A 12,084-nucleotide genomic window follows, 5' to 3' on the forward strand; every position below is an offset into this window, starting at 1 on the left:
TTTATGAAGACGTTTAGCCACTTCCTATCGAATCCAGTGGATTTATTTTCAAAATCCTCTAGCAATATTTTTTGAAAATGTCCCCTTGACTTTTCATAGTTGGTCTTTCAAGAAAATTTCTTATTTATATTTAATACCTGAAAAATTTTGAATTTAGTTATAATCTCTAGCATATAACTTCATTTTTTTAAATAATTAAATTTAAAAACCCCACTGTTTCTTCACTTGTTCTTCTGCCAATTGTTTAATTTTTGTCCAAATCGTATCTTTGTTCACAATAACATTTGTTTGATAGTTTCTATCTTTATAATTAACTGTAACGCATACTTCTATCACCTTCAGTTTCCTCCTTTCAAAAAATTTCTCTTTCACACTATTACTTATTAATTAGCCAACTTTTTCAGTTCAATGTTTAAAAATGTTCGGACGCTACGTGGTAAAAATTTACGAATTTCTTCTTCGTTAAAACCAATTTGCAATCTTTTTTCGTCCAGCATAATCGGGCGACGCAACATTAGTGGATGCTCAATTATTAATGTATAAAATTCATTTAGCAAGAGCTCATCAATATTTATATTTAAGTCCTGAAAAGTTTTGGATCTAGTTGAAATAATTTCAGTAGCCCCCTCTTCAGTTAAACGAAGAATCGATTTAAGATCATCAACTGTCATAGAATTTGATACGATGTTTTTTTCAATATAATCAATTTGATGCTCTTCAAGCCATGCTTTCGCTTTTCGGCATGACGCACAGCTTGCTGTTGTATATAGAATTACCATATTTAACTCACTCCTTTAATGTTATTAAACGTACATTTTAAATATCGCTTATTGAAATGTATTAAAAAAAATTACAGTTTAGAATCAAATTCACATAATGTTAGTTATTCAGCAATGTTTCATTTATCTCTATTATTCATGCTACATTTTACAGACGTTAACAACTCACTTTTAAAAATCTTACTGTAATTTTAAACTTTACAGTTCAATTAATCAACTGTTAAGTCTTGGATTAATTTTAATAACACAACAAATTATTCTCATGTAAAATTCCCCATAGCATGATGGCTCCTTCAAAGCACATTTCACGCATTTCTTGCTTACAAGTGCTATTATGGATTATATTCATCCTAATAAAAAGTACGTACTTTAAAGTGTTATAGGTACTAAAAAGGAACATATGCATTTTCAAGTGCCATTCTGCTTATTTCTCTCTTACATCGGTTATTATGACCGATATTTAGCACAATAAATAGTACGCACTTTAAAGTGTTATAGGTACTAAAAAGAAATAATTTTAGTATTACAACGGATGTAGGCTCACAACTGTAATCTAAATTCATCAAAGGAGTTTTTTTATGAAGACATATAATATTCCTGTAGAAGCGACTTTAGAAGTTATTGGTGGAAAGTGGAAGGTTGTTATCCTTTGTCATTTAAAAAAAGGAACAAAAAGAACGAGTGAATTAAAACGTTTAATGCCTGGTATTACGCAAAAAATGTTAACGCAACAATTACGGGAACTAGAAGAAGATGGTGTAATCCAAAGGAAAGTATATGACCAAGTACCACCGAAAGTAGAGTACTCTTTAACGGATTACGGTTCGTCTTTAGGAGCTATACTTGATTCCCTCTGTTCCTGGGGAGAAGTTCATCTTGAAAAAACCGGGAACACATCCATGCTGATTACTGCTGATGAATAATAACTGTAGAAGACATAAAATAGGTTGAGACAATACTTGCCTCAACCGTTTTTTATGTCTCTTTATAATTTTTTGCCGTAATGACTGTTTCAAACTCAAAGGTTTCCGGTAAATGATCTGCGTAAGAATATTCAAAAGTTCGTCCATCCGTTAAGTAAGCTACTTGCTCAACTCGCATTAGGAAATCCTGATTTGTTAAGTTCATAAACTGCTTTTCCCTATCATCTGGGCGAATTCCTTTAACCCTGACAACAGATGTCCCTACTTCAAGACCAAGTTTATTTTGAATATGTGAGTATATCGACTCCTCTAAAACAGAAGTCTCAACACCTGGGATAACCGAAATTGGCATCCATGTATGCTCCATAATCGTCGGAATGCTGTGAATGATGCGAAGGCGAATGATTTTATAGACGAAATCACCAATTGAAACTCCCAATTTCTCAGCAACTACTTCATCAGCACCTACAATCGCAAACTCGATAATTTTACTTTCTACCTCACTACCGTAAACAGCTTTCGTACCTGTTAAAGTTTGAATCATTCGTGCCTTTTCCTGCTGATGCCAATCTTGTACCACTGTTCCACTTCCGCGCCGGCGGATAATGTAGCCGTCTCTTACTAATAGATCCAGCGCTTTTTTAATAGTAAGTGCTGAAACATCGAATTCTTCAGCAAGGACGGAGCTACTCGGAATTTTTTCGTTGATTTTATATTCACCGTCTAAAATTTGCTGTTTAATCTTTTGATAAATGCCGAGGTATTTTACTTGTGTTGATCCGCTTGCCATTTCCATACCTCCTTTATACTGCAAACCCTCTTCTATTCATTCAAATGTAAAGCCTCAAGTTTGTAAACTGAAGGTGATGGGGCAGCAAATCCGTTTTCCAAGATTTCAATATTCGTTACTGCTTCTTCATCTTTCACAAGTTTTGGTGCACCATTTACAATTGTGTTATACGCTGCATCATAGAAACGACCGTAATCACCAAGCGGCGTTTTAATTTGTTTTTCAATCCAGTCACCATTTGCATTACGATATTTAGCAATTCCATAATACATCGGTGAATCTTCACCAAATCCTGCACTCTCAGGCATAATACCCGCTTTCAAATCATTTTCCTGCTGATCTTCACCATATTTAATAAATGATCCATTTGTTCCATGAACGATAAAGCGTGGATAATCTTTCGCTACGACATGGTTCGTTTTCAACTTAATCTTCAACTGATTTCCGTAATGTAAACCAACATCGAAATAGTTATCAACCGCACCGTCCATTTCATTATTACGAATATCGTATGTCACCGTATCTGGACGGCCGAATAGTGAAATCATGCGGTCCATCGTATGAATACCTAAACTATAAAATGAACCTTCTTCTTTTGGAGCTTCATGAGTGATTGAACCAGGACGGAAATAATCAATATGTGATTCAATCTCAATAATATCGCCAAGGAATCCTTGTTCAACTACTTGCTTTACAGCTAAAAAATCACCATCAAAACGACGGTTTTGATAAGGCATAACGACTACACCTTTCTCTCGTCCTAAAGCTAATAATTCTTTCGCATGTTCTACTGTATCGCAAAATGGTTTCTCAACGATAACTGATTTTCCGGCTAATATAACTTTTTTTGCTAATTCATAATGCGTATGTGCTGGCGTACAAATCGTCACAACTTGAATTTCTTTGTCATTCAACAATTCGTCTAAATCAGTAGTGAAGTAAACACCTTTTTCCTCATATGGAGCCGCTAATTTTTCATTTATTTGACGTACAAAAATTGTTTTTACTTTTATATTATTACGTGTCTTTAGATAAGGTAGGTGATAACGGTTAGCTGATTTTCCAAATCCAATAAAGCCCATTGTTAATGTCATGTTCTTCAACTTCCTTGCTCATAAATTTTCGTTTCTACATTTATTATATATTTTTATCTTTAAAAGTATATAGTTTCAATTTCAAAATTATATATCAAAAAGTCGAGAAAGAAATCATTTTCTGATTCCCATCTCGACTTTACGTTATAGACTTATATCCTATCATCATTTTATTTATACTCAATGACTTGAGAGCTACTTAGTTATATACTCTTATTCATACATATAAGAACGTGTCATCGGAATTGTATCATTAATCCCTTTTGTAAATACAAATTGATGTAAATCAATATTACCTGTAAAGAACGAAGCTGCACATGCATTTAAATATAAACGCCACATGCGGATAAATCGCTCATCTTTCGTTTTGCGAACTTCCTCTAGTACATTTTCATAATTTCGAGCCCAATGTTGTAATGTATTCCCGTAATGTCTACGTAAGCTTTCCACATCAACAATGAAAAATTGTTCGTTTGTCATGTTCGTGATTAATTCGTTAACAGCAGGAACATACCCACCAGGGAATATATATTTTTCAATCCAACCATTCGTAGCACCACCATTAGCCGGAGAAGTAATACAATGCAGCAGAGAAATCCCGCCATCATTTAGTAGTTTGTTAACTGTTTCAAAGTATTGCGTAATGTTGTCTTTTCCTACATGTTCGATCATACCTACACTAACAATTTTATCAAATTTACGATTCTTAATATCGCGGTAATCAAGTAAAGATACTTCAACTAAATCCGTAAGTCCCTCTTGTTTAATTCGCTCGGAAGTCTTTGCAAATTGTTCCTCGCTTAATGTTACTCCCATCGCTTTCACACCGTACTGCTTAGCGGCAGCTGTAATGAGCTCACCCCACCCGCAACCGATATCTAATAGCGTATCACCTTTTTGAAGGTTCAACTTTTTCAAAATATGATTCACTTTATTATGCTGCGCTGTCGTTAAAGAATCTTGTTCATTTTGGAAATACGCACAAGAATATGTCATTGTCTCATCAAGCCATAATTTATAGAAATCGTTCCCAATATCATAATGGTGAGCAATATCTTCTTTATTTTTTTGTTTTGAGAAATTCCATTTACTTTTGAAATATTGCAACTTACTATCACCTAAAAAGCTATCCTGCCTTTTATAAATAGATTGAATTGCTTTTTCAAGATTACCCTCTATTTCAAGGTCTCCATTCATATATGCTTCACCGAATGCAATAGAAGGATCCTTAGCAATTTCTTTTTTTGAGAGCGGCTTATGGAATGTTATATGAAATTGAGGTTCCCCTTCGCCATATTGTATTGTTTCTCCATTCCAAAGTGTAATTTGAACTGGATCTGAAAACAGATTTTTAAGTATTTTTTTATAAAAAAGTTCTTCAACCATAAAAACATCTCCTACTAAAAAATTGAACAAAAAACTATACTAGTTAATAAGTCTTTTTGAACATAGCTTAAAATCGTTATGACTTCTTGCTACGAGTGTCATTATAAAACGGTTATATTATGAAGCATAGTACGTACTTTAAAGTGATGTAGGCACTTTTAAGTACCCATGACTGAAACAGGTCCTCAAAAATTTTACTTTTCATCATAACAACTTTCTAAAGTTTTAAAACGAAAAACACCACCTCGTCATTAGGTGGTGTTTTCAATATTACATATAGAGATTTCACTTAACTTCTGTGTTTTTTCTATCTATGCATCGTTCTCCCCACGCGGTTAATTGATTTAATACATTTTGTAAAGACCACCCATAATCGGTTAGGGAGTATTCTACTCGAGGGGGAATTTCTTTGTAAATTTCACGTGTAATCACACCATCTTCTTCCAGCTCACGTAGTTGCTGCGTTAACATTCTAACAGAAATTTCAGGCATCAAACGTTGTAACTCACTCGTTCGCTTCTTCCCTTTTGTTAAGTGACATAAAATAACGACCTTCCACTTTCCCCCGATAATTTCTAAAGTTGCTTCTATAGGTATATTATATTGTTTCACGCGATCTCCTCTCCTTTTTTATAAATTCCTTATCTATTGTTACGTAAAAATAAATAATTTTCTATACGGCACATTTTAGTTCCTACAGCACAAAAAAGTACCTATATTACAAAAAAGTAATTATGCTGCTTAAAAATCTCCCTCTATACAAAAAGAAAAAACGAACGTATTCTCGTTCGTTTTTTCTTTCTTTATTCAGCTGCGGTTATAAGCAAAGACGTGTTACCATTCTTTTCAAGATGATTTTCTCCCCAGTTACAAAGAGTATCGAGTATAGAATCTAAAGAATGACCGTAATCAGTTAAAGAGTATTCTACTTTTGGTGGCACTTGGTTATACACTTTTCTCTCGATTACACCATCTTCTTCTAATTCACGTAATTGTTGCGTTAACATCTTTTGTGTAATACCAGACATTAATTGTTTTAATTCGCACGTTCTCTTTTTGTCTTTCTTTAAATGACAAAGGATAACTACTTTCCACTTTCCACCGATAACCTCTAAAGTTGCCTCTACAGGAATATTGTATGTTTTCATATAAAAATCTCCTTTAATAATTTTATAAGACAAATAAGCTAAAATATTTAAAAATTACTTTTAAGTATCTATAGCACCTTAAAGTACGTACTTTTTATTGTGTTAAACATGTTTCATAATAGCATACGTAAACAGCAGATGAGTAGTACGGCACCAAAAAGTACCTGTATTACTTTTTAGTATCTATATCACTTTAAAGTACGTACTTTTCATTATGTAAAATACATTTCATAATAGCATTTGTAAGAGTTGAGTGAGTCATGCAGTGTTAGAAATTACCTGTTAGTACCTGTACTTTAAAGTGAGTATTTTTATCATACATTTTGTCAGACGATGAAATGACATGTTTTCATTTTCACATCCATTCACAATGAATAAATAATTTTCAAATACATTTTAGGAGGATATCTATAATGAGTAAATTACTAAAAGAAAAAATCGGGTTTGGTACAGCACCACTAGGAAATATGTACCGTAATATCCCAGAGGAAGAAGCAATCGCTACAGTGGATGCTGCTTGGGAGAATGGCGTTCGTTACTTTGATACAGCTCCACTTTATGGATCTGGATTAGCGGAAATCCGTCTTGGTGAAGCACTGTCAAAAAGAAATCGTGATGATTACTTTTTAAGCACCAAAGTAGGTCGAACGATTTCAGATGAACTAGAAGATCCATCTGCACGTGATTTAGGTGAAAAAGGCGGACTTTTCGAATTTGGTCGCAAAAATAAAATGATCAATGACTATAGCGCAGATGCAACACTTCGTTCTATCGAGCAAAGTTTGAAACGTTTAAAAACAGATCGTCTAGACTTTGTTTTCATTCATGATTTAGCACAAGACTTTTATGGTGATGAGTGGATTTCACAATTTGAAACAGCTCGAACAGGAGCATTCCGTGCGCTAACACGTTTACGTGAAGAAGGAGTTATTAAGGGCTGGGGGCTTGGAGTAAACAAAGTAGAATCAATTGAACTTATGCTTGATTTAGAAGAAGCGAAACCGAATATATCCTTACTAGCTGGTCGCTATTCATTATTAGACCACGAACGTGCATTGCAACGAGTAATGCCTGCAGCTGTAAAGCATAATATGGATATTGTTGTTGGTGGCCCATATAGCTCAGGTATTCTTGCTGGCGGCGCTCACTTCGAATATCAAAAAGCATCGCCAGAAATTATTGCAAAAGTTGAGAAAATCAAAGCTCTTGCAGATCGTCACGAAATCAGCATCAAAGCTGCTGCACTACAATTTTCACTAGCCAATCCAGCAGTTGCTGCTGTTGTTCCTGGTGCAAGTAAACCGGAACGCATTGTAGAAGACCAAAATGCCTTAAACACAGTAATTCCAGCAGCATTCTGGGAAGAAATGCGCGAACAAAAATTAGTAGCACCTAATGCACCACTACCAATCAACGTAAAATAATAATATAACTTTAATCAGTGGGAGCATCCCCCACTGATTATTTACCCGTAAATACCGGGATGAAAAGGAGCGTAATGAATATGGCACATACTACTACATCTATGGAAATTTTTGCTTCACCGGAACAAGTATGGCAATTAATCGGAGGTTTCAACTCCCTTCCAGACTGGTTACCTTATATACCTAGCAGTAAATTAACTGAAGGCGGTCGTGTACGTCATCTAGCTAATCCAGATGGCGATACAATTATAGAACGATTAGAAGTATTCAATGATAAAGAGCGCTACTACACATATTCAATCATGAATGCACCATTCCCAGTCACTAATTATTTATCTACAATCCAGGTTAAAGGAGGTACTGAAAGTAACACATCGTTAGTAGAGTGGTCTGGTACGTTCACTCCTGTTGAAGTTAGTGATGAAGAGGCAATTAATCTGTTTCATGGCATTTACAGTGATGGACTGAGAGCATTGCAGCAAGCATTTCTAGATTGATTCATGTAATTGATTGAGACAAAAAAGTAAATTAACAGTCAAATATTCGATTTTTTTAGTTAAATTCATTATAAAAGATAAACAAATACAAATTTCATGCCTGCTTGTTAATGACAAGAAATAAAAAATACTACCTCCAAATGGAAGGTAGTATTTTTTTATTAATCAGGAAAAACAATTAATCCCTCTTCTTTTTCCTCCTGTTTTAAATCTTCTTCTGGGAAGGTTACAGTTGAATTTTTATCACCTGTTCTTTTTGTTTCTTCACCTGGAAATACGAAAGTTGAATTTTCTTTTCCTTCATTTTTTTCTACGTTATCTGGAAATACCATAGGATCATTGGTAGTCAAATCACTATGAAATCCAAGGTTAGACAAAATTGCTTTTAAATCTGGTAAAACCCCTATTTTATCAGATGATGGGTTATTAGACTTTGTGCCTGTATTAGGATTACTTAAAATTGCTCTCAATTCTTTTGGTGTATATGCCTTACCTAAATGTTCTTTAGCAATCCCTTGAATCGATACAGCAGCCCCAGCAATTATAGGCGAAGCGCTAGAAGTACCACGGAAATTAGAAGTATAACGATTAGTTATGTTCTGATCTGTAACTTTTTGTCCTTTACTATTTTGATTTTGATATGTATCTAATGTATCAACATACTCTCCCCAACCATATACATCAATTCTACTACCATAGTTAGAGAAAGCTAAACGTTTATGAGGAACTCTTGCAGTAGATGCTCCCACTATAATAGCTCCTGAATCTTTAAAGTCTTGACTGTTTCGATTTAAAATCTGTTTACCATTACGGTCTTTAAATTCATCTAAATCAATCCCACCATTACCAGCTGCTTCTACAATAATAATGCCTTTATCTGTACCTTTGCGAATTGCGTTAAATATACTCGGGTATACTTCTACTGGTAAAGGGTCATCTCCATATCCATCATATTTAAAGGATTCTTCTATTAATAAAACATCTCCAGCCTGTAAAGAATCTACGGCACTTAAAATAGCATCTCTTACATCAATTCTCCCATTGTCTCGGATCACTGAAATTACTTTTGCCTTTGCTTTTGGTGCAATTCCAATGTTCCCAATCCCATTGTCAGCTGCAGAAACAACACCTAGAACTGAAGTACCATGAGAAAGATCATTACTCATTTTTCCAGACATAAATTCAATATTTTGACCGACTAAATCTTCATGATTTAATAACCAGCCTTCTTCCAAATCTACAAAAGTTGCCCCCTGACCATTCCCTCCTTTAATTCCCCAAGCATAAGGAGCATTAATTCCTAAAGGTGCCTCTTCAAGATATCCCTGTCTCGAAAATCTAGGTTCATCATAAGGATTGACTGATGATAATACAGGGAATCTCGAGCCAGTTGTTGTATTTATACTCTTATTAGAACGAACTTGTATTTTACTAGAATCGTCATTAGCAGCATGTACTGTATTTGTTACAAATGTCGTACCTACCCCAGCAAAAGTTGTAATTGCAAGTGATGATATCAACATACCTTTAAAATTTTTCATTTTTCCACCTCTAGTTTTCTATTAGAAATAACATATTTCATAATGTGTATGAACCGAAAAGCATTTTATCTTATTATAAAAATTAATAGATTTTTATAACTTTTTGATTTACATAAAAACTCCCTTCATTCTTGTAATTCAATATGTACATTTCAAAATAACAAACTCACTGTAACTATTATAGTTACACCTTTATTGATTTTCAACTACGAAATATAAATTTTTAAAAATAAATTTATATTACTTTAAAACAGAACTCGCCTTTTAAGCACATAAAGTGAAACTTTAATCAGTGGGGTTTTTGTTCATCCCCCACTGATTATTAGCCCTCACCAATGGGGCGTTTACGGACAGTTAATGCGGGATAAAAACGCAAAATATCTGTCCAAATTACAGCGATCAATAAGTTTATGGACTGCGAAAGAAATACGAAAAAGCAAAGCACTAAGTGCTTTGCTCCTTATAAAATCCCTTTTAACTTTTCACCAATTAACTTCGCTACATACTCATAACCTTCTGGCCCAAAGTGTAACCCATCTTTTTCATCATTTTCTACAAACCTTTTATAATCCCGTTCTTGAATCATTTCAGCATATACATTTAGAAAATAACTTCCTGTTTCCCTCGCCACTTCCTCTACTACGTCTGTATACTGACCGAGCACTTTATTGGTTCTATTGTACTGTCTTTCTTCATCAACTGGTGCAGGACTAATAAGTAGTATTTTATCTGAGGAAACCTGGTTCACAATCTTCTCTAAGTTTTCTTTATATGCTTGTAATGACACTTGAGAAAAAGAAACTGCATCATTCGTACCAAGAAAAACTGTTACGAAATCTGGTTTATATGATATTACATCTTCTTCAATCCTATTTAACGCATCAAATGTATTATCCCCTGGAACACCTGCATTCACTACTTTCCAATTTGGAAACATTGCTTGTAACCTTGGCGTTAATCTCGGTGTTCCATCAAAAAACGTCTCATCAGCTGTAATGCTATCGCCAAAACATACTAACGTTTTCATTAGGCTTGCTCCCCTTTTTACGTATGAAATAATTTACCTTCTAATGCTCCAATATATCTTTCAGCAGAACGTTCAACTGCTTCATTTGCATTTTCTTTTACTACTCGATGAAAAGCGTTGTATAAACGATTAAACTGTAACGGCTTCACTCGATTCACCATTTCTTCCACTTTTCTCGCTGGTAGTGGAATTAAGTTTGGATAGCTGTACATGAAGCTTACCCACCGCTCATCTGCTACAACTTGAATAATATCACCTGTTAACAAAATTCCTTTTCCGTCATTACCTTCTTCCCAATGTAAGACAGATCCACCTTTAAAATGTCCCCCTAAACGATGAATGACTAATCCATCAGCTAATTGTAAAGACTCACCAGACCAATAAATAATACGACTACTCGGACGCATCACCCACTCTTTATCATCTTCATGTATATAAATTGGTACATCAAATGTCTCTGCCCATTCTACTTGCGTTGAATAATAATGAGGATGAGACAATGCAATCGCATCTAATTCGCCAAGCTCTTTTATTTTCATAATTGTCGTTTCATCTAAATACGTAATACAGTCCCACAGTAAACGATATGACTCTGTTTTCACTACAAATGCCGTTTGACCGATCGCAAATCCTGGTTTTGTCGTAATACTATAAAGTCCATTTTCCTCTTCGATTATTTCATTTTTATATGTATCACCAATTTGTAAGCTTTCTAGTGTCGTCCAAGATTGTCCTTTTGGATTCACATATTGCCTCTCTTCATCACAAATATGACAACTAACCGGTTCTTCTACACTCGCTGCATACTGCACGCCACACGTTGTACAAACGAAATTTTTCATCATAATTTCCCCTATCCCTATATTTTTATTAAGCTGACTTTTGTTGATAATGATCTGCTTTTTTATTTTCAATCATTAAACTTATAAAAGTAAGTAAATAGACAACTGTAACCGATAATGGAATTACAGTAAATCCTTTTTCTGCAAAAAGAATCCCGCAAACTGACGTTACAAATACAGTCCCTACCGACAATAAACCATAACTTTTACTTTCATAAATCCATACGTACGGGATAAAATGAACACCTATTAACATTGCTACTACAAAAGGTAACCATTCTGGAAATTGAAAATAGGCAAGTAATACAAGTGGAATATTCAATACATTTATCCCACCAATTAATCCAGCCAAAATCCCTAACGGATTTCCTTTCGCAAACATATCAATTTTCAATATAGCAGCTATCATTAAGCCAAAAGGAAACACACAGCCCATACCGATTAAATATACCCACACTACTTGTTTTTCAGAAAGAACAAATCCCGTTATACTCATAACTACCCAAAATAAAACGCCGGCTAATATGATATGCTCCCCCTATAGTAGACAGAAAAAAGAAAGCTTTATATCCTGTCTACTATAAGGGGGATTTTTTTATGGGGAAAATTAGAAGAACATATGATGAAACATTT

Annotated in this window: 14 protein-coding genes; 3 read left to right on the top strand and 11 right to left on the bottom strand. The window is 34.4% G+C overall.

The window, feature by feature from the left end:
* Positions 1–201: 201 nt before the first annotated feature.
* The gene (locus MR168_RS29590) at positions 202–336 is read right to left on the bottom strand and encodes a BA3454 family stress response protein (protein WP_103597485.1); all 135 of its coding nucleotides are present in this window, start codon (positions 334–336) and stop codon (positions 202–204) included.
* Between the two features lie 47 nt (positions 337–383).
* Positions 384–779, bottom strand: a complete 396-nt coding sequence (gene spxA, locus MR168_RS29595) for a transcriptional regulator SpxA (RefSeq protein WP_086412362.1) — start codon at positions 777–779, stop codon at positions 384–386.
* A 578-nt stretch (positions 780–1,357) separates the two neighbouring features.
* Between spxA and MR168_RS29600 the strand changes: the two genes are divergently transcribed.
* Positions 1,358–1,702: a winged helix-turn-helix transcriptional regulator gene (locus tag MR168_RS29600; protein ID WP_000860831.1), complete on the top strand. Its 345-nt coding sequence runs from the start codon at positions 1,358–1,360 to the stop codon at positions 1,700–1,702.
* Positions 1,703–1,754: 52 nt separating this feature from the next.
* On the opposite strand, the gene MR168_RS29605 is transcribed toward MR168_RS29600, so the two are convergent.
* The 5 genes from MR168_RS29605 to MR168_RS29625 all read right to left on the bottom strand — a co-directional run bounded on the left by MR168_RS29605 (position 1,755) and on the right by MR168_RS29625 (position 6,120).
* Positions 1,755–2,492, bottom strand: a complete 738-nt coding sequence (locus tag MR168_RS29605; protein WP_078994371.1) for a GntR family transcriptional regulator — start codon at positions 2,490–2,492, stop codon at positions 1,755–1,757.
* Between the two features lie 32 nt (positions 2,493–2,524).
* Positions 2,525–3,586 carry an oxidoreductase gene (locus tag MR168_RS29610; protein ID WP_016123067.1) on the bottom strand — a complete coding sequence of 354 codons (1,062 nt, stop codon included), beginning with the start codon at positions 3,584–3,586 and terminating at the stop codon, positions 2,525–2,527.
* A 213-nt stretch (positions 3,587–3,799) separates the two neighbouring features.
* Positions 3,800–4,972, bottom strand: coding sequence for a cyclopropane-fatty-acyl-phospholipid synthase (locus MR168_RS29615; protein WP_006924209.1), 1,173 nt, complete (start codon positions 4,970–4,972; stop codon positions 3,800–3,802).
* 285 nt (positions 4,973–5,257) lie between these two features.
* The gene (locus MR168_RS29620) at positions 5,258–5,584 is read right to left on the bottom strand and encodes a winged helix-turn-helix transcriptional regulator (protein ID WP_006924211.1); all 327 of its coding nucleotides are present in this window, start codon (positions 5,582–5,584) and stop codon (positions 5,258–5,260) included.
* A gap of 191 nt (positions 5,585–5,775) precedes the next feature.
* A complete protein-coding gene (locus MR168_RS29625) occupies positions 5,776–6,120 on the bottom strand; it encodes a winged helix-turn-helix transcriptional regulator (protein WP_086412363.1) in 345 nt (114 codons plus the stop codon).
* 413 nt (positions 6,121–6,533) lie between these two features.
* Here MR168_RS29625 and MR168_RS29630 point away from each other — a divergent pair, with 413 nt between their 5' ends.
* Positions 6,534–7,544 (top strand): aldo/keto reductase, encoded by a 1,011-nt coding sequence (locus MR168_RS29630; protein WP_006924216.1) that lies wholly within the window; start codon positions 6,534–6,536, stop codon positions 7,542–7,544.
* 80 nt (positions 7,545–7,624) lie between these two features.
* Complete coding sequence (locus tag MR168_RS29635) at positions 7,625–8,041, top strand: SRPBCC family protein (RefSeq protein WP_023522577.1); 417 nt, start codon at positions 7,625–7,627, stop codon at positions 8,039–8,041.
* A gap of 161 nt (positions 8,042–8,202) precedes the next feature.
* Here MR168_RS29635 and MR168_RS29640 read toward each other — a convergent pair whose 3' ends face one another.
* The 4 genes from MR168_RS29640 to MR168_RS29655 all read right to left on the bottom strand — a co-directional run bounded on the left by MR168_RS29640 (position 8,203) and on the right by MR168_RS29655 (position 11,980).
* Positions 8,203–9,582 (bottom strand): S8 family peptidase, encoded by a 1,380-nt coding sequence (locus tag MR168_RS29640; protein ID WP_000787685.1) that lies wholly within the window; start codon positions 9,580–9,582, stop codon positions 8,203–8,205.
* 460 nt (positions 9,583–10,042) lie between these two features.
* Positions 10,043–10,609 carry an SGNH/GDSL hydrolase family protein gene (locus MR168_RS29645; protein ID WP_016098750.1) on the bottom strand — a complete coding sequence of 189 codons (567 nt, stop codon included), beginning with the start codon at positions 10,607–10,609 and terminating at the stop codon, positions 10,043–10,045.
* Between the two features lie 17 nt (positions 10,610–10,626).
* On the bottom strand, positions 10,627–11,454 hold the full coding sequence (locus MR168_RS29650; RefSeq protein ID WP_012593290.1) for an MBL fold metallo-hydrolase: 828 nt from the start codon (positions 11,452–11,454) through the stop codon (positions 10,627–10,629).
* Between the two features lie 25 nt (positions 11,455–11,479).
* On the bottom strand, positions 11,480–11,980 hold the full coding sequence (locus MR168_RS29655) for a DUF7010 family protein (RefSeq protein ID WP_242291700.1): 501 nt from the start codon (positions 11,978–11,980) through the stop codon (positions 11,480–11,482).
* Positions 11,981–12,084: the final 104 nt, after the last annotated feature.

The sequence above is a fragment of the Bacillus cereus group sp. BfR-BA-01356 genome (genome assembly GCF_022663635.1).
In the GTDB taxonomy this organism is placed as follows: domain Bacteria; phylum Bacillota; class Bacilli; order Bacillales; family Bacillaceae_G; genus Bacillus_A; species Bacillus_A cereus.